The following is a 22,330-nucleotide window of genomic DNA, read 5'->3' as shown; positions in this document are numbered from 1 at the left end:
CCGCCGTGGCGGGCGCCGATCCTCGCTCACCACAGCCGTATCGACTATCGACAGGTGACCCAAACGACTGCCTAACGGGCGTCGATCGATCTCCGAACCACCGTCGTGTCGGCCTCAGTTTCAACCTCCTCGAGTGCGTACCGGCACGTATGGAGTTCGACGTCGTCCAGGGAGACATCGCCGCACAGTCCGCCGACGCGCTCGTCAACGCCGCCGGAACGAGCCTCGAGATGGGCTCCGGCGTCGCGGGTGCGCTCCGACGGGAAGCCGGCGAGGAGATCAACCGAGAGGCGATGGAGAAGGGCCCCGTCGATCTCGGGGAGGCCGCCGTCACCGACGCCTACGACCTCGACGCCGAGTACGTGATTCACGCCGCCGCGATGCCCCACTACGGAGACGGACAGGCAACCGCGGAGAGCGTCCGGGAGGCGACCCGGAACGCATTCGAGACGGCAGACGACCTCGATTGTCGGTCGCTCGTCTTGCCGGCGCTTGGCTGTGGGGTCGCCGGCTTCGACGTCGCCGAGGGCGCGGCGATTATCGCCGAGGTGATCGACGATTACGAGCCTGAGACGCTCGAGGACGTCCGACTCATCGCCTACAGCGACGAGGAGTACGACGAGATCCGCGCCGCGACGGGACGTGCGGAGACGTCCGAGATGACGGACGCTGGCGAAGCGGATCGGTGAAGCCGAGGCGGCCGAACGCTATCGTTCGCGGATCGTGACGTCGGTCGTGTCGCCGAGGGCCCTGAGTTCGTACTCCGCTTTGGCTTTCAACTCGAGGTCGAACGTCGTTTCGCTGTCGACCGTTTCCCGAAACACCGGCGATGGGGAGGGGAATGCGTCCTCTCGTCTCTGAAATCGCGGTCGGTCACTTTCCGGTACAGCCGTCACCTCGTACTCGGTTCCCGTTCCGGTTTCGAACGTTTCGCTCTCGTCTCTGAACACTTCCGTCGACAGAATAACGTCGTCGTCCGCGCCGAGACAGCCGGCGGTCGTTCCTACCGCGGCCATAACTGAGAGCCCGAGGAATCGTCGTCGGTCGATCGGCGGATACGGGTGGTCGCTGGGAATATTGTATTTACTCTCGAACTCGATACAAAACATCTCGGATATCGATCGAGGGACCGATCCACTCCAAGCCGGTCCGTTCCGCGCTGGTCCGTTCTGCGCCGGTCTGTTTCGCGCCGGTCTGTTTCGCACCGATCCGTTCCGAGCTGATTCGTTCCTCGCCGGTCCGTTCCGCGTGCCTACTCGAGGGAGAGTCCACGAATCTCGACCGACTCGCCGGCTTCGACGCGACCGATGACCTCCCCGTCAGTGTCGTCGACGAACGCCGCGGCCCGGTCTTCGGGGAGTGCAACGACGAAGCCGGTCCCCATGTTGAACGTGCGGTGCATCTCCTCCTCGGTGACGTTGCCTTCCGTCTGGACGAACTCGAAGATCGGCTGAGCGGGGAGGGGATCGTCGATCACGTAGCGGCGCTTGCCCATCCGAAGGAGGTTGGTCCAGCCGCCGCCCGTGACGTGGGCCGCCGCCCGAACGCCGTGGTCGCCCATTGGCTCGAGCAGGTCGGTGTAGATCCGCGTCGGGCGGAGCAGTTCCTCGCCGATCGTCCGGCTCTCGTCGTGGGGGAACGGGTCGGTGTACTCGTGGTTTCGCGTGACGGCCTCGCGGGCGAGCGTGAGCCCGTTCGAGTGGATGCCACTCGAGGGAACGCCGACGAGCACGTCGCCGACGGCGGCTTCACCCTCTATGACGTCGTCTGTTTCGGCCACGCCGAGGCAGGTTCCCGCGAGGTCGAACCCGGTGACGACGTCGGGCATGACGGCCGTCTCGCCCCCGAGCATCGTCAGGTCGGCCGTCTCGAGGCCGACGGCCAGCCCTTCGCCGATCTGGTTGGTGAGTTCCTCGTCGGGGTCGTCGATCGCGAGGTAGTCGACGAACGCGACGGGCCGAACGCCCGCGGCGACGAGGTCGTTGACGTTCATCGCGATGCAGTCGATCCCGATCGTCGAGAACTCCTCGATCGCCTCGGCGACCAGGAGTTTGGTACCCACGCCGTCGGTCGCGAGTGCGAGATACCGGTCGCCGATCTCGAGTAAGCCGGCGTACTCGGTCCGGAGATCGCTGCCAAAGGCCTCGAGCAACGCGGCGGTCGCGTCCTCACTCGCCTCGATGTCGACGCCGGTTTCGGCGTACGTGAGTCTCTCGCCCTCCTCGCGCTCGTCGTCGGCTGTCTCGGTCATGTGCGAACGACCGCGTGGGTCGAGCAAAAGATCACCGGTCCGCCGGAGGGGTATGGGGCGAACCTTCATACTGTAGGCGACACAACGTTTGGGTATGGACTGCAGGGTTGTCGTCGAAGCTGCTGTGCCGGTGTTCGACGTGGAGACGGAAGACGAGGCGATCCGGATCGCCATCTCGAAGACGGGCGAGATGCTGAACCCTGACTTAAACTACGTCGAGATCAACATGGGCGAACGGACCTCCCCGTCGGGAGAAGAGCTCCCGCCCGCGTTCATCGCGGCCGACGAGGCCCTGGTCGCCCTCGAACTCGAGATGACCGTTTTCAACGTCGAGCGCGAGGAACACGCCTCGCGTATCGCCAGAAAGGAGATCGGTCAACGCCTCGAGAACATCCCACTCGAGGTCACGACGATCGAGACGATCGAAGACGAAGACGAGGGTGACGACGATGCGGATGCGGAAGACGATACGGAGGCAGACGATCGATCGGCCGACGACGAGGAATCGGCGGGCGAGGACGAGGAATCTGCGGCTGGAGACGAAGAATCAGTGGGTGACGACGACACGCGGTCGTCCGATGGCGGTTCGGAACCGGAAGACGACGACTCGGACGAAATTCTCCCCGAGTTCGAGGACCTCGTCGAGTAAGCCGTCGTTTCTGACGGCTCGAGTCGGGGTTCACGGTCGCTAACTCTGGGCGAGTGAGAGTTTACGTGCGCTAACTCTGGGCGAGTGAGAGTTCTCGCTGGGTGTGACCCGCTCGACGATACGTCGACGAGACGGATGGAGACAGTCTCTCCAGTAGTCGATCGTTCGCTCGAGAATACGACGCGAAGTTTCAGTCAGCGGTTGGGGCGACGACTTCCTGTTCGTCCCCACGCATATTGGTCGTGATTCCGCCGGCGAGCGCGAAGACGGCTGCTTTGTGGTCTGTTTTCGACTTATGAATCGACGTCGGTCGAATACCGCGGGATTCGTACTCCTCGAGGTCGATCTGACAGTTGTTCCACTCCGCACACTGGTTCGATACCTCCGCGAGAAGGCCGTGAAGGTGAATGAGCTCCTGCTTCTTCATAACCATCCAGTCCTACCCACTGCAGGGTTATATTATTATCTTGAGTCGCGTTACCATATATCCTATACCGTGCCGCCGTGATTGTCGGGAATTTGAGCTAATTCGAAACGATACCTAACCGAGTGAAACCGTCGTCCAAGGCGTCGTTATCCGTCGTGACGCCCGGGAAATCTCTCCTTTCTTTTCCGAATTCGTCGTCGAACGCCGCCAAAGCGAGGACCGCCGCATTCGGAGTCACGGCGGCGGTACGTTCAGGCTACCCGAGTTGTTTCAGCGTCTGAAGGTCTCGATCGGTTCGCATAAACTCCGCCGTTCGACGGGAGGCGTGACAGTTCGGACAGTGAAACATATCGCTCGAGGCCGGAAGGTCCCCCGGAGAAACCTGCCAATCTTTTGCACATTCTGGACACAACAATCGAACGCTCGTTTCGTCCATGGCATGTGATTACACACCACTCGTGAAAAACCTTGCCAACACGATGGCCGGCCGGAGACGAAAGATTGGATGGGCTCGAGTGGCTATCGGAGCCACAGAACGTCGTTGTGCACCTAATTTCCAGACGAATCGTCGATCGGTGTGTAACCCGTTTCAGTCGTTACGATCCCTGTGGACGACTGGCAGGCGGATGCAGTGGCCGCGGGCGATTGTTTGGCTGAGGCAGTGGCCGCGGACGATTGTTGGGCTCGAGCACGTCGTTCTGGGCCATCGTGCTTATTCTGGGCCATCGTGTGTAGCCTCGAGCCGACGGGCGTTACAGGGAGACTCGAGTCCGTTATCAGAAATTAAAATGGTATTTTCAGATGTGGTGAATACGTCTGTTGGATTTCTATTCGCAATATTTCACTGCGGTGGTGTTCGAAACCCCCGTATTCTTCGGTTGACTGGTTGGTGGAGTAGCAGACTTCCCAGGTGGCCGATAGGTATATCCTCGCGGCGGGATATGGTCACGCTGGCGAGGACGGGCGGACAGTCGTTGCCACACCTGAACCGATTCCGTCGCGACGCCGGCCGGCCGGTCTGTCGTGGATTCGGCCGACTGCCGACCGGTGGCGTCGACGGTATCCGCTCGAACGGTTGACCCGTGACCTCGCCGCCGAGACGAATTCGATCCTCGAGAGGGGGATGGGGGCTTGTCCCCTCTCGTCGCTCGATATCCGGGTCGGTGCGTTCGTTCCTCGAGTCTCCGGTCCTCGAGTTTGCGGTATTCGGGTCTCCGGTGCTCGAGTTTTCGGTGTTCGGGTCTCCGGTTCTCGAGTCGTCTGTAGTGTTCGATTCTTTGGTGCTCGAGTCGGTCGGACACGGTGGTCGAGTGGGACCGATGCAGTCTTCGGGCCGGCATCTCCGGTCTCGATACACGATATTAGCAGTAGATATAAGTCACCACGCGTCAACAACTAGAACGGAAGCACCGTTCCGAACGGGCATGGAAATGCCCCGGGTGCTAGGACACCCGAGACGATGCTTCCAAAATCCCACACCAGGGATTTGAAAGCAATGATTGCGTACATTCTACCGGGATATAAACGTCCCGCACGACCGGAGAATCGCCCGCCTCGAGGAGCCACGCGTGTCGACGGCGGATCGCCGTATGCGCCGTCGGACCCGAACCGGCCCGCGGCGGTGAGCCGTCGGGTTCGTCGCGACAACGAGCGGTTTCGGTGTCGGTGTGAGCCGTTGTTTCGCCAATGAGCCGCGACTGTCGCCGAACCTGCGGTGTAGGGGTGTCCGCGCGTCTCGCCAGTCCCGGCGGTCGGGAGCGAGGCCGCGGTATGAATTCGGACTCACTCGAGAGGACGGATTCGGTTGGGGGTCGGCGATGGGCGTTGCTCGAGCGATCGGTGCGACAACATTGCTCGAGCGATCGGTGCGACGGAGACTCGAGCCATCAGTGCGACGGGGGACTCGCGCGATCGACACGACGTGGCGACTCGAGTGGCTGAGACGACTGGATAACCCGACGGGACTCGAGTAACGGACTCGAGTCGCGGCGGCCAGCCGGGTCCGGGTGTGATCGGGACCACCTCGCGCTCGAAACCACCCACCCTCTCGATCGCACACGCGGGTCCGGCCCGTAAACGCGTCTCGAGAGTCCACCAATCGGACGAATCGGTTGCTCGAAGAACCCGTTCAAATAACTTTCATACGAATCATCTGCTCGAGATGACTCGCTCGCAGTGACTCACGTTTCGAAAGCCCTCGAGCGGCTCGCGGCCGCTCCGACGGATATCCTCCCTTCGGTCGGATAGGGCCGCCGGAGCGACTCCCCGACGGCGCGAGCTGGGTGGCGGCTCCGCCGCCACGCACCTCTCGCCCTTTCAGTCCGCCAGGACCGTTCCGCCGCCTGCCCTCCCCCGAGTCAGGCGACTCCGCGCGCGTTGCGCGGAGCCGCGTTCCCGGCCGCGGCGCGCGGGTGGGACTGAAAGGGGCCGGTCGCCTCGAGGACGGAAGCCGACGCAAGCACTGGAGCGAACGCAGTGAGCGAAGCGCACAGCGAGGCTCCCGACTCGAGGCGACCGGGGGCTTTCGGTGTGTTGGACACCCGTCTCGCGGTTGGGATTATCGTCACGAGTCGTCCTCAGTGGGGGACCCCGTTCGAGATCACTCGAGGCGAGCCGGAGACGGTCCTCCCTCGGTCGCTCGCGGCTGTCAGTCCTCGAGGGCGTCCTCGACGATCTCGATTTCCTCGTCGGTCAGCCCGTACAGTTCGTACACGATCTCAGTCCCACCTTTTTTCCGCTCGGGTTCGCTTCGCTCACCGCTCACGCAAAAAATCTGTCCGGCGAGAGCTCCGCTCTCGCTGACCATCGCTTCACTTCGTTCAGCGAGAGAGCAAAAAAGGGCCGCTCACTCGTCACTCCGTTCCTCGCTCGCGGGTGCTACTCTCCGACTGCCTCTTCGACGATCTCGATTTCCTCGTCGGTCAGCCCGTACAGTTCGTACACGATCTCATCGATTAGGTCGTCGGTCTTCTCGATTTTCTCCTCGAGTTCCTCGGCTCGAGCCTTCGTTTCGAGGTAGCTCTCGAGGCCGTCTTCGACGTCTGCGACGGCGGGGAGGGTGAGCTTCCGAAGGCGGTCGACCAGCGAGTTGGTCTTGGTGGCGGTCTCGCGGAAGTTCGCGAAGCCGCCGGCTTCCTCGACGGCGACGGGGACGAAGGCTTCGATCAGGTCGGCTTCGGTTTCGGTGAGGTCCGAAATCCGGAGTGCGGGTTCGAACTCGGTTTCGGTGTACCCCCAGCGGTCGGTCTCGAACTCGTCTTCGTTTTCGGGCTTGTAGCGTGCGGTCAGTTGGATCTCGAGACTCGAGTCGGACTCGCGGACGACCTCGACGGAGCCGACGCGGAGGTTCTCGCGGTCCTCGGCGGTGTCGGTGAGGATGGAGTCGGCGGCTCCCGTTGGGGGTTGGGCGAGGCCGATCTCGGAGAGGGATTGCTTCTCAGAATACTTCCCGAAGTAATCAAGTAATGAGAGATTTAGATTTTGCCGTTTTAGTTCCAACTCTGTCATTTCCCAGACATTTCCATGACGCTATTGGGTATATCGGGGGGAATTCGGAGTTGTGAAACAAACCCTGGTTTATAGGACCGGAATCCTCCTTGTTTTGGGGGCGCTATTCCTCGGTAAATGACTTCAAGGAGACTTGAATTTAGAATACCTAATAATCCGAAATATTCTTCATCAGAGTCTGTAGATAGACGTATACTTTTCACTTTTGTGTTAAAATAGTGTTCTGTGTTACCTATATCGATGGTGAACTGATTTCTATCAGCGATATCAGGGGTTAAGATTTTGGGGTTCTTATATATGTCTGGATTACGCTCACACCAGATTTCATACCATTCTTTATCAGAATCCATCAAGTAGGTCCTGTCTTTCAGCATATCTTGATGTTCACAGAGATGCTGCCATATATTCGGATACAAGGATTTGAGACTCTCTTCGGAATAGACATCTCCATCATCGTCATATGGGTAGATACAATACAAGTCAGATTTGACGCTTGAATAACGTTTTACGTCTTTTCCTTTAAGTACTGGTTGTATCAAATCCATTTCAAGGCTTTTACGTTCTACTTCATCTTCTTGGACGAAGAACGCCTCATTGCAACCAGTGTGTACGCCTTCCGAGATCGTTTCTGTTATTTCACCCAAGTTACAAAAATGATCGGGAATGGTTTCAATAAGCTGTAAAATATGCGGTGGTATAATATCCCATGGTCCTGACCCAAGCTCTTCGTTATTGAGTTTATAACTCTCCATAGTTTCCACAGACAAGTCTGGCAAATTCTCTGAAGACGGTGTATTGACTAGAAATGATTTGCTTTGTGTTGTGTGTGGATATGCGGTGAAAATACAAGTATAATTGGTAGCTCCATCAAAAACCTGTATCTCTGACAAGTCTACAATAGATGTAACCGTGGAGTTCTCAGATAGGAATGTACGTAGTCCTTTTCCATATGGTCGCCTCATAAACATTATCGGTTGTATATAAGATAGATATCCCGAAGATATTTCCACACCTTTTTCAGTGAACAAGAGGTACAGATCCCAACGACCGGTGGCTGACTCGTATTCTGTTTCGAAATAACCCTGTTCAGTTGCTGCAAGAGAACTGGTACCAACATACGGCGGATTCCCAACCACCGCATCGAATCCAGCATCCGCCCGCTTCTCCCCGTCGTCGTCGAAGAAGACCTCCGGATACTCGAGTTCCCAGTGGAAAAACGCCTCCTCGTCGCACATCACCTGCGCAGTCTGGAACCAGTCTTCGCCTTGCACCTCGAGCCACTCGTCCTCGTCGTCGATCGCTCGAGCCATCCGCTCGTAGGCCCCTTCGGGAACGTCGAGGTCGAACCGTTCGGCCGTGTGGACGTTCGTCAACTCGAAGAGGCGCTGATAGAACGGATCGCTCCGAACCTCGGCGTAGATCTCCTCCATCGACTTGACGTCGTCGAGCGTCTCGTTGTCGATCTCGAGGAGTTCCTGCATGCGCTCCATGACGTGCTCGAGCGTATCCTGGCGCACTCGCGCAAGCGCCTGCTGGAGCGTCAACTGCCCGTCGCCGTTTTCAGATTCACTCGAGAGCACGTCCGTCACGTCCGAGCCGACCAGCGAGTTGCCCGCTTTCAGGTGGTGGTCCAGAAACGCAAGCGGCTGATCCGCCGCCAGCGTCTCGAGCCACATCGACAGCTTCGCGAGTTCGACCGCCATCCCGTTCAAGTCGACGCCGTAGATACACTCCTTCGCGACGTCACGGCGCACCCGCTGTTCGTCGAACGCCGTCGCCTCCTCGAGTTCGCGCACCTCGGTCATCACCTCCTCGGCGAGGTACTCCGTCGCCCGCGTCAGGAAGTGTCCACTCCCCATCGCCGGATCGAGGATCTTCAGGTCCGTTACCCGGCGGTAAAACGCCCCCAGGTACTCGTGGGTTCCCGGCTCGAATCCCTGCTCCTCGAGGTCGGCTTTGATCTCGGCGACCAGCGGCCCGACGGTCTCCTCGACGATGTACGTGACCACGTAATCCGGCGTGTAGTACGCCCCCGTCGCCTTGCGCTCACCCTCGTCGTTGACGACGTACAGCCCGCCCTCGTCGACTCGCTCGACGGCCTCCGCGACCGTCACCTCCGTCGCGGGCTTCCAGACCTGCCCGCCGTCGTCCGCGACCGCCGCGTACTCCTCGGGTGCGATCCGGAACTGGTGTTCGAGCAGTCCCTCGTAGACGCTCCCGAGGTGGCGCGTATCCAGGTCGGCGTAGTCGGCCAGCACGTACCGCCCCTCGTCGTTTTCGGTCGTCGAAATCCGGTAGAGCACCTCCGCGAGATACCGGTTGCTCACCTCGTGGTCGGTCAAAAACTCGTGGCGCTCGCGGTTGAACAACCCGCCGTTGTACGGCGGAATCCCAAGCGTTTCCTCACCCTCGTCGATCAACCGGAACAGGTCCTCGAGTCGACTCCACATCGTCGTCGAGTACTCGCTGTAGGCGTCGGTGAAGCCGTCGTCAACCTCGCCGATCTCGTCGTGAATCTCCAGACGGAGCTCGTCGAGGCTGAAGTTCTCCTCGTACTCCGTGATCGCGTTCTGGCCCTCGCCCTCGGGGTGGATCAACCCCCGCGATTCGGCGTAGAGGACGAACATGAGACGATACAACAGTACCAGCGATTGCTCTTTTAACTCCTCGAGGGCCGCGTCGTCGTCGGGATCGATCTCGAGGTCGTTCGTCTCGACGAACCCGCGCCCGAGGACGCGGACGGCGGTGAAGACGTTGTCCTGGAGGTCCTCGCCGAGTTCCTGTGCGACCGTCTCGCTTTCGGACCAGACCGAATCGAGAAACGTCGTCCCGCCGCGTTCACGAAACGCCTCCGGCCGGAAGAAGACGTAGAAGTACTTGAACGCCTCGAGGTTCCCCCGCTCGAGCAATTCGGGTAGGTCGACCTCGAAGTACGTCTGCGTTTCGTAGTCTTTCGTCCCGTAGAGTCGCCACTTCCGGCCGTTGGTGAGCACGCCCCACTGGATCGACTCGGGCGTTCGCTCGAGGTAGTGTTTGATCTGGTGGGAGGCGTTCCGGTAGGGCCGTCGCTCGCTAAAGCGGGTCGTAAAATCGGCGTCCCACTGCTTGGCCTCGACGAGGCCGATCCCGCGGTCGAACAGGTCGGTCGTGTCCTCGCTACTCAGGTAGACCTCGGCCGCGTCCCGTCGTGCTTCGGTGTCTTCGAACAGCAAAACGTCGACGTAGCCGCCCCCACCGGGAAGCGTCGTCTCGACGTTCGTCCCGAACCCGAGGACGTCGAGCACTTCGTCGATCCAGTTGTCGACCAGCGGATCTTCCTTGTAACCGTCGACGAGACCGGACTCGAGTTCGTAAAGCGACTGCAGTTCCGACATGGCCTCCCGCGCCGCGTCGTCGCAGTCCCACTCGTCGCGATCCTGTACGCGCTCGTCGAGATAGTGCCCGGAGAAGAGATTCGAGTTCGCGTACGGTCGATCCGACAGCGTCGCCTGACTCATGATACACGGTTCCTCGAATTGTCAGGATAAGAAACCTCTGGTCGATTCGGCGGTGTGGTCTGATTCGATCCGACAGCCGACGCGCAAAACGGTGCTGGTGGCGTTTCGAACTCGAATTGCTGAGTGATACGGTCTGCTGTCAGTCATTTCCGGTGCGACCACGGCCCATCCTGCGGTCGCACCGGTAAATCGTTACAGCAAACCGTATAGCGTGTCATAGAAAGCTTCACACCGATCTCGAAATGATCAGTACAGATGCGAACGGATCAATGGAAGCGTTATGGCCAACCGTCAGGTAGCTCATCTTGATGCTCTTGCATCAATGTGATAAGGGGCTGAATCTCCTCGAAGCGTGATCCACGTGTGATGGTATTCGTCTCACGATCCCAATCGATGAACTCTGCTTCAGCCAGTTTCGGCAGATGCAGATGGGAAAGTTGGAGAAGAAACTGTTCAAGATCGTCATTATCGGACGTAAATTCCTCCGTCTGAAACTCTTCTTCGTCACGAGGGTTCTGGTTGGCGAGTGTCGAGAGGATGCGTCGTCGGGATGGGTGACTGAGGACTTCGAGCAGTTCATCAAGGGCGGTGTCTGGTTCGATTTCGGTTGTTTTAGGAATCATTAGTAGCGTGGCTCGTGTTGGGGAATCTACTGTGTGTCCCGCGTGACTGCCACGCGAAGTGAACAAGGTGTTAGTGATCGACCGGCGGAAACCGGTTCAAGCGCCCCCTCCATAATCGGGGCCGGGCACAGTGAGTGGACTGGTTCTGTAATAGAACATCGAGCCATAGACGGATAAGTGTAACCCCAATGAAAAGAGACGTTCTCTATCGGCCACTGCATCATCTCGACTGATCGTTGCGAACGATTCTATGGCACGCTCAACCGTATGAAGGGATGCGCTGGGTGTCGATTCGGCGTCTCATACGGAACGTCGTGGCGTTTGACCGATACTCGTCGATCTGGTCCAACTGATCATCGGTAACAGAGTACTGGACCGTAAGCGAATGCGAGTCTCCGGCGCTGTCGATCTGGCTTCCAAGCAGACGCCTCGACCGTACTACCCTCGAGACGCCGTCGGACCGCCGATCACCGCGTCTCGAGCAACGCTTCGGCCTCCGGAAAGAGGACGTTGTTCTCCGTGTGGACGTGTCGGTGCATGTCCCCCTCGAGTATCTCGAGTCGGTCGAGCACGTTCCGATAGCTCGTACACGCGTCCTCGGGAATCGCGTAATCGTCGCTGTTCGCCCGAATGTCCGCGAGCAGCGACGCCGCGGCCTCGTGTTCGTCCTCGAGGTGCTCGAACGCCCCCGAGAGCGCCCCGGAATCGACCGTCGACGGGTCGTCCTCGAGGGCGCGAGCGGGGAGAATGACCTGTGAGTACCGCGGGTGGGACTGACACGGATTACTGTGCCGATGTACCGGCAGTGAGTCGAACCGTGTGAGACGAGTCTCGGTGGAAGAGTGCAGCGAGTCCACCGTCGCAACCGCCGTCCGGGCCGCGGGTGCGCCGGAACTGACCGACAGTAAAGCGTATGAAGGAGCCAGTCGGCTCGAGGAAGCCGACACAAACACTGGAGCGAATAGTCTCCTCCATCTATGGGGCAAACCCCATACTTATATTGATGGGATTCATACCATAGGACAGGGATGGGCCACACGGTCATCGAAGACGCCGAGGACCGCGTCGAAGACCGGGTTATCCGGCGAAAAATCATCGAGACGGACGACGAGCAGTATCCGAGCGGATACCGCTACTCGTTGCACTACGGATATGTCGATGGCCGTGGCACCATCCTTCGCTACGACAACGAGAATCGGACGGTCGGACGGCACGAACGCCACACTCCTGACGGAGTCGAAGAAATCGAGTTTCTGGGGATGATGGAACTCCGGGACCGGTTCATCGAGGAGGTCGAACACCATGACTGAAAACACGCTCAAAATTACGTTCCGCCAGGCCGACGAACACCGCGACACCGCTCGAGAGCGATTGCGTCGTGCTGAAGCCGGCGAGAGCGGCGAGGTAATCGAACAGGAAGTGCGCCGAATTCTGAACTTCGAGGAGTTCGGCGACGTCGAGCGTCTTATGCGCACGTCGAATCTCGAACTCGTCGAGGCGATTGCCGAACACGAACCCGAGAGTATCCGGGATACTGCGTCGATCGTTGACCGCGACTATCGGGAAGTCCACCGGAATCTCAAAGAACTCGAGTCGTTAGGTGTCGTCGAGTTCGAAACCAGTGGCCGGAGCAAAAAGCCGATCCTTCGCGGCGGTGTCGACAATATCGACGTCTCGATTCAGTTTCCCCCCGCGAAAGACGGCGAGCGACGGGGTGCATCAGCGTAGGGTCAAGTCCCGTGTTGAACAGGGTGCTGTCGCGCGCTTTCTCGTTGGAGATCCGAAACCACAATCACCTACCCGGCAATCATCTACAAAGAAAGATAGTAGCCACTGAAAGTCATTGCACACTCGCTCGCGATAATCCGTCCGGAGACCGCCCAATCGGGTCGGTCTCCGGACAATGACTGCGAGCGGTGTGTAAATCGTTTCAGTTGTTACTATAGGAGCACAACAGCGAGTCTCGATTCAGCGACGACCGCTAGAGGCGATCTTACGGGAAATCCTCTGAAAATCTGTACTACCCTCGAGACGCCGTCGGACCGCCGATCACCGCGTCTCGAGCAACGCTTCGGCCTCCGGAAAGAGGACGTTGTTCTCCGTGTGGACGTGTCGGTGCATGTCCCCCTCGAGCATCTCGAGTCGGTCGAGCACGTTCCGATAGCTCGTACACGCGTCCTCGGGAATCGCGTAATCGTCGCTTTTCGCCCGAATGTCCGCGAGCAGCGACGCCGCGGCCTCGTGTTCGTCCTCGAGGTGGTCGAACGCCTCGACCAATTCCGCGGAGCTGGCCGCCGACGACTCCTCCTCGAGGGCGACGACGACGGGGAAGACGTTCTCCTCCTCGTCGACGATGTGGGCTTCGACCTCGGCTTTCAGGTCGAGAAAATCGGATTCGATCCCGTGGAGTTCGGGGTGGGTATCTCCGTGGACGCGGGTGACCTTTCGGACGACCCGCTCGAGTGACGGGAGTTCCGCCCGGAGGTAGTCGTGGTGGTTCTCGACGATGTCGTCGACGAGCCCCGAGAGCGTATCGGGGACGGCCTCGCCGTCGCCGGGTTCGGCCGCCGAAAGCGCCTCGAGGACGGTTTCGACCTCGAGGTTGCGTTCGGTACACGCCTGCGAGAGGGCGGCGTCCCCGCCACAGCAGTAGTCGATGCCGAACGATTCGAACACCGGCGCGAACTGCGGGTTCTCCCTGACGAGCGTTCCGAGCTGGGTTTCTGGATCGATTGCTGTCGACATGTCTCTCTAATCTCCTGGGGAGGGTCCGCGGTAGGCGTGGAATGGATACGCGGCGCGGAATCGATACGCCTCGAACCACGGCGGCTCGAGGCGTGGCGTCGCACCGTCTCGAGACCGAATCACCGAGACGGGAACCTCGCCTCCCTCGTTCGAAACGAGCGTCCCTCGGCGGAAGCCAGTTCTCCCGAACGTGTTCCGTACGGCCCGCACAGCGAACGCCGACGTCGCCATCGGTTCGGAACCGACGAGCCAGGCGGTTTACTGTCAGTCGTTTCCGGCACGACCGCGGCCCGGCCGGCCGTTGCACCGCTAAACCGTCACAGTAATACGGATCAGTCGTCGGCCGCCCGTTCGACGTTCTCGGGCTCGCCGAGGATTTCCGAGCGGTGTTCGTCGAGCAACGGTGCCCGTCCCCGCGGTTCGGGCGGCGTTTCGGTCATCTTGATCGGGTTGCCCGCGATCTCGACCGTGCGGTCGGCACCCGGCTGGTCCACGGCGACGAGCATCTCTCGCTTGCGGACGTGTGGGTCCGCGAAAATATCGTCGGTCGTCTGGACCGGTGCGACCGGCACCGCGCCCTCGAGCGTCTCGACCAGCCGATCGGTCTCGAGGCCCTCGGCCCACGCGGCGATCTCGTCTCGGAGGTGCTCGCGCGCCTCGAGGCGATCGGCCGCGGTGGGGTAGGCCGCGGCGAGGTCCGGGCGGTCCATCGCCCTACAGAGGCCCCGCCAGTGGTTGGAGCCGAAGGCGGCGATCACGGCGTAGCCGTCGGCGGTTTCGAAGGCGTCGTAGGGAAACAGCGTGGGGTGGGCGTTGCCCCGTCGGGTTGGCGCCTCGCCCGTGTAGGAGTGTTGGTAGATCGCCCGCTCGGTGAGGCTGATCATCGCGTCGTACATCCCGGTGTCGACGTACTGGCCCTCGCCGGTACGCTCGCGGTGGTTGATCGCCGCGAGGATGCCGATGCAGTTGAGCGTCGCGGTAAAGAGGTCGCCGATGCCGGGGCCGACTTTCGTCGGCGGCCCGTCCGGGTGGCCGGTGATCTCCATCACGCCGCCGAGCGCCTGTGCGACGAGGTCGAAGGAGGGCTGTCCTTGCCGATCCGTCTCGCCCGTGCGCGGATCGCCGAACCCGCGGATGGACGAGTAGACGAGCCCCGGATTACGCTCGACGAGCGTCTCGTAGTCGAGGTCGTACTTCTCCATCGTCCCCGCGCGGTAGTTCTCGACGACCACGTCGGCCGCCTCGACCAGCGAGAGAAACGCCTCGCGGTCGGCGTCGTCGCCGAAGTCGAGTTCGACGCTTCGCTTCCCGCGGTTGACGCTCTGGAAGTAGCCGCCGTAGGCTTCGCTGTCACCATCCACGGCATACGGCGGGTTCGACCGGATGAGGTCCCCGCCGGGTCGCTCGATCTTTACGACGTCCGCGCCCATGTCCGCGAGCAACATCGTACAGTACGGGCCGGCGAGCACCTGTGTCAGATCCAACACGCGCAGGTTCGAGAGCGCACCCATGGCTCGGGGCACCCGACGTGGCTACAAAACTATTATGATTAATTATTATATTTGTGGCTGTATGCCACACCCGCTCGCTAAACGCAATTAAAGAATATTATCATGGAAGATCATTAAGTTTATCACCCGCTTCCACGTGGGTCGAAAATGCATGTCGAACACGGTCGTTCTCGGCGTGATCGGCTCCGACGCGCACGTCGTCGGGATCACGATCCTAGAGCAGGCGTTCAGTACAGCAGGCTTCGACGTCGTCAACCTCGGCGTCCAGACCTCCCAGGAGGAGTTCGCCGAGGCAGCCGTAGCACACGACGCCGGGGCCGTACTGGTCTCCTCGCTGTACGGCCACGCCAAACAGGACTGTCGGGGCTTTCACGACGTCTTGGAGGCGGCCGAGGTCGACGCCGTCACCTACATCGGCGGCAACCTCGCGGTCGGCCAGGACGACTGGGAGCGGACCCGAGAGACGTTCGAGGAACTCGGCTTCGATCGGGTTTTCGACTCCGAGACCGACCCCGAGGAGGCGATCGCAGCGCTTCGTCGAGACCTCCGGATCACACCGCCCGAAACCGACCGGGTGACGGCTAACACGTAGATGATTCGGGACCAACGATTGCCGTCCGACGAGCTACGGCGTCTCGACGAGACGATCAGGGGCGAGTGGCCGACAGGTGCCGCCGTCGACTTCGAAGACGCCGTGGCCTACCACGAATCGCTCCCGAGGCGCAAGCGCTTCGCCGACGTTCTCGAGTCTGCGGAGATCCCACTGCTCCAGCCTCGAGCCGGCGTTCCGCGCCTCGAGGATCAGATCGACCTCCTCGAGTATCTCCACGAGTCGGGCGGAGCCGACCTCCTTCCGACCACGATCGACTCCTACACGCGCGACAACGCCTACGAGAAAGCCCGGAAGGGTCTCGAGAACGCCCGCGAGACCGACGAGGATACGCTCAACGGGTTTCCCGCGGTGAACCACGGCGTCGACGGCTGTCGCGAACTGATCGACGCGATCGACGCACCGATCGAGGTTCGACACGGAACGCCCGACGCCCGCCTGCTCGCGGCGATCACCTTCGCGGGCGGCTTCCAGAGCTTCGAGGGCGGGCCGATCTCCTACAACATTCCCTACACCAACCGTCACGGCCTCGCGGAGACGATCGAGAACTGGCAGTTCGTCGACCGGCTGGCGGGCGCGTACACGGAACGCGGCGTCCGGATCAACCGCGAGCCGTTCGGTCCCCTCACCGGCACGCTCGTCCCCCCGTCGATCGCCATCGTGATCATGCTGATCGAGGGGAAACTCGCGGCCACGCAGGGCGTGCGGTCGTTGACGCTCGGCTACGGACAGGTCGGCAACGTCGTCCAGGACGTCGCCGCCCTGAACGCCCTGAAGAAGCTGGGCGAGGAGTACCTCCCCGACGAGGTCTGCGTCACGACGGTCTTTCACGAGTGGATGGGCGGCTTCCCGCCGGACGAGGCCCGCGCGAACGGCGTTATCGGCCTCGGCGGGCTGACCGCCGCCATCGCACAGCCCGACAAGGTGATCACCAAATCCCCCCAGGAGTTCCAGGGCGTGCCCACGAAGGAGGCCAACGCCGCGGGGCTCCGCACCACGAGGCAGGTTATCGATATGGCAATCGAACAGGACATCGACATCGACGGCATCGACCGAGAACAGGACCTGATCGAACGCGAGACCCGCCACCTCCTCGAGGCCGTCCTCGAGGCGGGCAACGGCGACGTCGTCCGGGGAACGCTCGAAGCGTTCGACTCCGGAGCCCTCGACGTCCCCTTCGCCCCGAGCGACAGCGCGAAAGGGGCCGTCCTCCCGGCGCGAGACGACGACGGCCGCGTTCGGATCCTCGAGTGGGGCGAGCTAGCGATGGACGACGAGATCAAAGAGATCCACCAGGCCCGCCTCTCCCAGCGCGCCGACACCGAGGGCCGCGACCGGTCGTTCCGAATGGTCGCCGACGACGTCGACGCGATCAGCGAGGGCAAGCTCATCGGCCGCCCGGAGCCGCGAGGTGACGCGTAGATGGAGATCGAGGCGATCTACGCGACGCCGGGTTACGCCGGCTTCTTCGCGGACGACCAGCGGGCGATCAAACGCGGCGCGAACTCGGACGGCTTCGTCTACGACGGCGAGCCCGTCACCGACGGTTTCGAGTCGATTCGTCAGGCCGGCGAGGCGCTGATCGTCGACGTCGAACTTGCGGATGGCACTCTCACACGGGGCGACTGCGCCGCTGTCCAGTACTCCGGCGCGGGCGGGCGCGATCCGCTCTTTCGGGCCGACGAGTACGCACCCGTCCTGAGGGGGCCGGTCGCCGACGAGCTCCGCGGGCGCGACGCGGGACAGTTCCTCGAGAACGCCCAGGCGATCGAACGCCTCCGGATCGACGGGAGGCGACTCCACACGGCCATCCGCTACGGCGTCTCGCAGGCACTTCTTTCGGCCGCGGCCCGCGCCGAGGGGACGACCCAAACGGACGTCCTCGCCGACGCCCTCGAGACCGAGCCCGCAACCGATCCCATCCCGGTCTTCGGCCAGTCCGGCGACGACCGCTACGCCAACGCCGAGAAGATGATCGTCAAGGGCGTGCCGGTCCTCCCCCACGGCCTGATCAACAGCGCCGAGAAGCTCGGCCCGGACGGGGAGGGGCTGCTCGAGTACGTCGGCTGGCTCGCCGGGCGGACGCTGGAACTCGGATCCGAAGGCTACGAGCCCAGGTTCCACGTCGACGTCTACGGGACGATCGGCGACCTGTTCGGGCCGCCGTACGACCGAACCGAGGTGGTCGACTACTTCTACGCGCTCGAGGAGGCCGCGGCGCCGTTCCCGATGCAGATCGAGGGGCCGATAGACGCCGGGAGCCGCGAGGAACAGATCGATGCGATGGCCGAACTCCGGGACGGACTCTCCGAAGCCGGCGTCGACGTCCCCATCGTCGCCGACGAGTGGTGTAACACCCTCGCGGACGTGCAAGCGTTCGTCGACGCCGGCGCGGCCGACCTCGTGCAGGTGAAGACGCCCGACCTCGGCGGGATCCATCGAAGCGGACGAGCCGTCCGCTACTGCGAGGGAACCGACACGGAGGCCTACCTCGGCGGAACCTGCAACGAGACCGCGACTTCGGCGCGAGCGTGTGCCCACCTCGCGCTCGCGACCGACGCCGCCCAGACGCTCGCGAAACCCGGCATGGGGTTCGACGAGGGGTACATGATCGTCGAAAACGAGATGCGACGAACGGTCGCACGGCGCAACCGTGGGGCCGACCGGACGAACGCCAATGGGACGGCCGGCACGGAACCCGACCGCGACTCCGGCGAGGTGAGCGCCGATGACTGAGGGGCCGCGCTCGAACGGCAACGGCGAACACGGAGCCCGAAACCGATGCGAGTCCGTCGAGTGGACCGACCCCGACACGTTCGCTCGAGTCCTCGAACGCGCCGAAACTAGATCGAAGGGAAACACCTTCGAGGCGTTCGCGGAGGGCGACGTCTTAGAGCACGATCCCGGCCTGACGCTCACCCGGTGGGGGAGCGAGGCCTGGACGAGCCAGACGCTCAACCACGACCCCGCGTACTGGCGAACCGACGCCGCTCTTTCGCGCGGGTTCGACGAGCCGCCCATCCACCCCGACTACCTCACGGCGGCCACGCTCGGGATCACCGTCGAGGACTTGAGCGAGAAAGGCGGCTACTTCCTCGGTCGGACAGGTCTCCGATTTCCTGGAGCACCCGTCTATCCCGGGACGGAACTCCGCGTCGAGAGTGAGGTCGTCTCGACTGCGACCTCGAGTTCTCGCCCCGAATACGGGATCGTCACGTGGCGGACCCGGGGGATGGACGCCGAGACTGACGAACCTCTCTGTACGTACGAGCGGACGAACATGATCCCTCGCCGGGACCCCGTCGAGACGGACAGGAGCGGATCCACGAACGCCGACGGGAACGGATCCGCGAGGAACGGCGACGGAGGAGAGCCCGCCGCGGACGACGAACCCGGATCCAAAGGCGGCCTCTCAGCCGACGAAGACGGCCTCCCCGCGGACCTGCTCGCGCCCGAGGGCGGGTTCTTCGAGGACTTCGTGGAGGCACTCGAGGCGGCGAGCGGCCGCGACGCCGCCGTCGCCTACCGACACGAACGCGGGCGAACCCAGGACGACGTCACCGTCGCGGCGTTGCCGCTTGCGACGCTCAACACGGCAGGACAGCACCACAACGCGGACGTCATGGCGGATGCCCCTTCGGGCGACGTCGTCAGCTACGGCGACGTCACCCGTTCGACCGCGCTGGGACACGCTCGCTCGGACGAACGAACGTGGCGCGAGGTCGGCTTCGACGACGAGACGTTCCACGACTTCGTGACGCCCGGCGACACCGTCTACGCGTTCACCCGCGTCCTCGAGGCCGACGGCGACGCCTCGGACGACCGGGCCGGAACGGTTCGCTTCCAGCACGTCGCGTTCAACCAGCGCCACGAGCCGGTCTACTCGGGAACGAGAACGGCCGAGATACGGAGGCGGACGTCGTGAGTTTCGACCTCGGAACCCACTCCGTTCTCGAGGGCCGGTCGACAGCGGATCGCACGAACGGCGCCACGACTAAAACCGTTGGCTATAACCGAAACGAACGAAACTAAAACTCCAACTGATGACACCAACGCCCGAACCACGAATCTGTCGAACGTTCCAGACCGCACCGGCCGCCGTCCCCCGAGCGGAGTCGGCGAAGTACCTCGTCTCCGGCCTCGAGTCCGAGGGGTTCGAAGCCCCCGACTGGCTCGTCCCCGACTTAGAGGACGGCACCGCACCCGACGCGAAGGCGGAGGGACTCGAGAACGTCCTCGAGGAAGTCCCGCAAGCGGAGTTCGCGGGCGAGATCTGGCCCCGCGTCGAGTGGAGTTACGCCGATCGAACGTACCGCGAGAACGGACGCCACCAGATTGACCGCCTCGTGAGCGAGCTCGGCGACGAGATCGACGGCGTCGTCGTCCCGAAAGTGGGACGACTCGAGGACGTCGAACGCGCCGCGGCGGTCGTCGCGGAGGCCGAGACGACCCACGGCTACGACGAGGGCGAAATCGAACTCGCGGTGATCGTCGAGACGGGACGTGCCCGCTCGGATCTGCGCGAGATCGCGAGATTCGGCGAGAACTCGCGACTCGGCGCGCTCGTCTTCGGCCCCGTCGACTACACCGCCGAACTCGGCGGCCGCGACCTCGGCGACGGCCGGCCGCGCTGGAACGGCCTGCTCGAGGCACTCTCGAACGAAGCCAGCGCCACGGACCTGCTCGCGATCGGTGGCCCGTTCGACGACCTGTTCACCGAACGTGCCGGGTTGACCTACTACAACGCCGAGGGCTACGCCGACCAGGTCGAACACGAAGCCCGACTCGGCCTCGACGGCTCCTGGTCGCTCTACCCGAAACAGACGGTCCAGGCCAACACCATCCATATGCCGACGCCCGCGGAACTCGAACGCGACGTGGACCGAATCGAGCGGTTCGACGAGGCCAAACGCGAGGGGACCGGCGCGGTCACCATCGACGGCCAGATGGTCGACGAGGCGACGTTCAAAGTGTTCCGGAACACGATCCGGACGGTGCGTGCGATCCACCGGACGCGGCCAGAACAGACCGACGACTACTACGACGACGAACTGCTCCGTCGGTCACTCGACCTCGAACTACGCTACGACGAGTGAGTGACTCGAGGGAAGAAAGCGTCGACTCGAGGTACGAGTGACTCGCGGCCGGACGGTTCGTCGTCGACCCAACTCGAGGTACGAGTGACTCGCGGCCGGACGGTTCGTCGTCGACCCAACTCGAGGCGGGGTAAACGAAATCGTCAGTTACGAGCGGCCGGTGAGAAAAGAGCGGAGGTTCACGCGGGTGCCGCCGTATCCGAAGCCTCGAGCAGTTCCTTGTAGCGGTTGCGGATCGTCACTTCGGAGATGCTGGCGACCTCGCTGACCTCGTTTTGGGTGACCTTCTCGTTGGTCAGCAGTGCGGCGGCGTAGACGCCGGCGGCGGCGAGGCCGACCGGCGACTTGCCGCTGTGGACTCCCTCCGTGCGGGCCGAGTCGAGCAGTTCGCGGGCCATGCGCTCGGTCTCGTCCGAGAGGTCGAGGTCGCTGACGAACCGCGGGACGTAGCTCTCGGGGTCGGCCGGCTGGACCTCGAGGCCGAGTTCCCGGATCACGTACCGGTAGGTGCGGGTCAGCTCCATCTTGTCGACGCGGGAGACGGCCGATATCTCGTCGAGGCTTCGCGGGGTGCCCGCTTGGCGAGCGGCGGCGTACAGCGCCGAGGTCGCGACACCCTCGATCGATCGCCCCGGCAGGAGATCCTCCTCGAGTGCGCGCCGATAGATGACGCTTGCAGTTTCCCGGACGTTCTCGGGGAGGCCCAGCGCGCTGGCCATGCGATCGATCTCGCCGAGTGCCTGTTTTAAGTTGCGCTCTTTGCTGTCTCGCGTTCGGAAGCGCTCGTTCCAGGTGCGAAGCCGTTGCATCTTCTGGCGCTGGCGACTCGAGAGGGCCTTGCCGTAGGCGTCTTTGTTCTGCCAGCCGATGTTCGTGCTGAGTCCCTGGTCGTGCATCATGTTGGTCGTCGGCGCACCGACGCGGCTCTTCTCGTCTTTCTCGGCGGCGTCGAACGCACGCCATTCGGGGCCGCGGTCGATCTCGTCTTCCTCGACGACGAGACCACAGTCTTCACAGACGGTTTCGGCGTGTTCGGTGTCGCTGATGAGTCGTCCGCCACACTCCGGGCACTGTTCTCGTTCCGTCGATCGCGTTGTCGTTTCTTCGTCCTCTGCTTCCCGTTCGTTTGAATAGGTTCGAATGCGTGTATCGGTCATGGTGTATCGGGTGAGTTACTCGGGACTCCCGGGTGGGGGGAACCAGAAGAAACCCGGTCGCCTCGGCTAACGTATGGTAAGGCCGTAAGCCATTTAAACCTTTCGCCCAGTTTATAAACTGATCGGAATTGCTGTTATATATGTTCCGGTATACACCGAATAATCGTGAACGTTTCTGACCGGCGGGATTTCCGTACGTACCCGTCGTCAATCCGTCGAGTACCGGCTCCGAGCCGAACGCTTTTCGACCGTCCATG

Annotated in this window: 19 protein-coding genes and 1 pseudogene; 9 read left to right on the top strand and 11 right to left on the bottom strand. The window is 62.2% G+C overall.

Annotated elements, in window-relative coordinates:
• Nucleotides 1-149: 149 nt before the first annotated feature.
• Complete coding sequence (locus tag AB7C87_RS02640; RefSeq protein WP_369727849.1) at nt 150-689, top strand: macro domain-containing protein; 540 nt, start codon at nt 150-152, stop codon at nt 687-689.
• Nucleotides 690-707: 18 nt separating this feature from the next.
• Here the strand turns inward: AB7C87_RS02640 and AB7C87_RS02635 are convergent, their stop codons facing one another.
• Together AB7C87_RS02635 and purM are read right to left on the bottom strand one after the other, a co-directional pair.
• The gene (locus AB7C87_RS02635; RefSeq protein ID WP_369727848.1) at nt 708-1,016 is read right to left on the bottom strand and encodes a hypothetical protein; all 309 of its coding nucleotides are present in this window, start codon (nt 1,014-1,016) and stop codon (nt 708-710) included.
• Between the two features lie 236 nt (nt 1,017-1,252).
• A complete protein-coding gene (purM, locus tag AB7C87_RS02630) occupies nt 1,253-2,251 on the bottom strand; it encodes a phosphoribosylformylglycinamidine cyclo-ligase (RefSeq protein WP_369727847.1) in 999 nt (332 codons plus the stop codon).
• 94 nt (nt 2,252-2,345) lie between these two features.
• Here purM and AB7C87_RS02625 point away from each other — a divergent pair, with 94 nt between their 5' ends.
• The gene (locus AB7C87_RS02625) at nt 2,346-2,900 is read left to right on the top strand and encodes a DUF555 domain-containing protein (RefSeq protein WP_369727846.1); all 555 of its coding nucleotides are present in this window, start codon (nt 2,346-2,348) and stop codon (nt 2,898-2,900) included.
• A gap of 190 nt (nt 2,901-3,090) precedes the next feature.
• Here AB7C87_RS02625 and AB7C87_RS02620 read toward each other — a convergent pair whose 3' ends face one another.
• From AB7C87_RS02620 to AB7C87_RS02595, 6 genes and pseudogenes are all read right to left on the bottom strand, one after another.
• The gene (locus AB7C87_RS02620) at nt 3,091-3,327 is read right to left on the bottom strand and encodes a UPF0058 family protein (RefSeq protein WP_369727845.1); all 237 of its coding nucleotides are present in this window, start codon (nt 3,325-3,327) and stop codon (nt 3,091-3,093) included.
• 256 nt (nt 3,328-3,583) lie between these two features.
• Complete coding sequence (locus tag AB7C87_RS02615; RefSeq protein WP_369727844.1) at nt 3,584-3,763, bottom strand: DUF7836 family putative zinc-binding protein; 180 nt, start codon at nt 3,761-3,763, stop codon at nt 3,584-3,586.
• Between the two features lie 2,211 nt (nt 3,764-5,974).
• Complete coding sequence (locus AB7C87_RS02610) at nt 5,975-6,133, bottom strand: hypothetical protein (RefSeq protein WP_369727843.1); 159 nt, start codon at nt 6,131-6,133, stop codon at nt 5,975-5,977.
• 71 nt (nt 6,134-6,204) lie between these two features.
• A pseudogene (locus AB7C87_RS02605) lies at nt 6,205-10,331 on the bottom strand (Eco57I restriction-modification methylase domain-containing protein).
• A 278-nt stretch (nt 10,332-10,609) separates the two neighbouring features.
• Nucleotides 10,610-10,954, bottom strand: coding sequence for a DUF7344 domain-containing protein (locus AB7C87_RS02600; RefSeq protein WP_369727842.1), 345 nt, complete (start codon nt 10,952-10,954; stop codon nt 10,610-10,612).
• 467 nt (nt 10,955-11,421) lie between these two features.
• Nucleotides 11,422-11,811 carry a hemerythrin domain-containing protein gene (locus tag AB7C87_RS02595; protein ID WP_369727841.1) on the bottom strand — a complete coding sequence of 130 codons (390 nt, stop codon included), beginning with the start codon at nt 11,809-11,811 and terminating at the stop codon, nt 11,422-11,424.
• 171 nt (nt 11,812-11,982) lie between these two features.
• Between AB7C87_RS02595 and AB7C87_RS02590 the strand changes: the two genes are divergently transcribed.
• A complete protein-coding gene (locus AB7C87_RS02590) occupies nt 11,983-12,264 on the top strand; it encodes a toxin-antitoxin system TumE family protein (protein WP_369727840.1) in 282 nt (93 codons plus the stop codon).
• Nucleotides 12,257-12,682 (top strand): HVO_A0114 family putative DNA-binding protein, encoded by a 426-nt coding sequence (locus AB7C87_RS02585; RefSeq protein ID WP_369727839.1) that lies wholly within the window; start codon nt 12,257-12,259, stop codon nt 12,680-12,682. The genes AB7C87_RS02590 and AB7C87_RS02585 overlap by 8 nt, the downstream gene beginning before the upstream one ends.
• 321 nt (nt 12,683-13,003) lie before the next feature.
• Here the strand turns inward: AB7C87_RS02585 and ric are convergent, their stop codons facing one another.
• Nucleotides 13,004-13,699, bottom strand: a complete 696-nt coding sequence (gene ric / locus AB7C87_RS02580; protein WP_369727838.1) for an iron-sulfur cluster repair di-iron protein — start codon at nt 13,697-13,699, stop codon at nt 13,004-13,006.
• Nucleotides 13,700-14,031: 332 nt separating this feature from the next.
• Nucleotides 14,032-15,210, bottom strand: a complete 1,179-nt coding sequence (gene mct, locus AB7C87_RS02575) for a succinyl-CoA:mesaconate CoA-transferase (protein WP_369727837.1) — start codon at nt 15,208-15,210, stop codon at nt 14,032-14,034.
• 151 nt (nt 15,211-15,361) lie between these two features.
• Between mct and glmS the strand changes: the two genes are divergently transcribed.
• The 5 genes from glmS to citE all read left to right on the top strand — a co-directional run bounded on the left by glmS (nt 15,362) and on the right by citE (nt 20,916).
• Nucleotides 15,362-15,802: a methylaspartate mutase subunit S gene (gene glmS, locus AB7C87_RS02570; protein WP_369727836.1), complete on the top strand. Its 441-nt coding sequence runs from the start codon at nt 15,362-15,364 to the stop codon at nt 15,800-15,802.
• The gene (locus AB7C87_RS02565; protein WP_369727835.1) at nt 15,803-17,242 is read left to right on the top strand and encodes a methylaspartate mutase subunit E; all 1,440 of its coding nucleotides are present in this window, start codon (nt 15,803-15,805) and stop codon (nt 17,240-17,242) included.
• A complete protein-coding gene (locus tag AB7C87_RS02560) occupies nt 17,243-18,556 on the top strand; it encodes a methylaspartate ammonia-lyase (protein ID WP_369727834.1) in 1,314 nt (437 codons plus the stop codon).
• Entirely contained in the window at nt 18,549-19,745 is a 1,197-nt protein-coding gene (gene mch, locus AB7C87_RS02555) for a 2-methylfumaryl-CoA hydratase (protein WP_369727833.1), read from the top strand. The genes AB7C87_RS02560 and mch overlap by 8 nt, the downstream gene beginning before the upstream one ends.
• A 118-nt stretch (nt 19,746-19,863) precedes the next feature.
• Entirely contained in the window at nt 19,864-20,916 is a 1,053-nt protein-coding gene (gene citE, locus AB7C87_RS02550) for an L-malyl-CoA/beta-methylmalyl-CoA lyase (RefSeq protein ID WP_369727832.1), read from the top strand.
• Nucleotides 20,917-21,095: 179 nt separating this feature from the next.
• Here citE and AB7C87_RS02545 read toward each other — a convergent pair whose 3' ends face one another.
• Nucleotides 21,096-22,073 carry a transcription initiation factor IIB gene (locus AB7C87_RS02545; protein WP_369727831.1) on the bottom strand — a complete coding sequence of 326 codons (978 nt, stop codon included), beginning with the start codon at nt 22,071-22,073 and terminating at the stop codon, nt 21,096-21,098.
• Between the last annotated feature and the right edge of the window lie 257 nt (nt 22,074-22,330).

This window comes from Natrarchaeobius versutus (assembly GCF_041205745.1).
Classification (GTDB): domain Archaea; phylum Halobacteriota; class Halobacteria; order Halobacteriales; family Natrialbaceae; genus Natrarchaeobius; species Natrarchaeobius versutus.
This window is presented reverse-complemented; position numbering and strand designations above follow the sequence as displayed.